General features: G+C 37.3%; 2 protein-coding genes. Both read right to left on the reverse strand.

The genetic code is table 11. The annotated features are described in order from the left end of the window. The coding region (locus tag ACS8FD_RS23310; RefSeq protein ID WP_439277602.1) for a hypothetical protein at nucleotides 1–316 on the reverse strand (316 nt) is incomplete at its 3' end. Further along, on the reverse strand, nucleotides 316–568 hold a 253-nt coding region (locus ACS8FD_RS23315; protein WP_439277603.1), incomplete at its 5' end, for a hypothetical protein. The genes ACS8FD_RS23315 and ACS8FD_RS23310, both read right to left, overlap by 1 nt.

Genomic DNA, 568 nt, shown 5'->3' on the forward strand with positions numbered 1-568 from the left:
TCATAAATTGCCATGCTCCATCATCAGTATGTACTTGACCATACCTCTGGTAAAACAAGACCAGCATATAAGTAACTGCCCAATCTTCAATCTTTTTCTCTTTGACGACTTTCCTGGCGATAGCTTCACATTCAGACGATGTAAATACTGGCATATCTATGTTGGCTTGCTCACCAATATGCAGGCAAAAGCCTGGACTAATATAAAGAGTATTAATAATCAGGTTTTGTACTTTTATACAGTACGGTGAATCAAGTGGTATTAACTGATCAAAAACCACTTTTAATTCGTTGTTATCAAATTTCTTTATATTCATTAGGGTGCACCACTCAACCAGCTCATACTTTGAGGGATACCTAGAACACGCTCTTCTAGTGCAAATTTACATTGGCCATATTCATAACTACTCTGGCTAATACCTGCAAAATGGCAATAGCTTTTTACAGTCAGATATCTAATACCCATTAGCTGGCATATGACGCTTTGAGGCGCAGTACTTTTAAGCGCTTTAAACAAATCAGGATGGTGAATACCTTTCAAGAACATCAAATCTATAACCTCCATCCAT

It is taken from the genome of Psychrobacter sp. 1U2 (genome assembly GCF_051847575.1).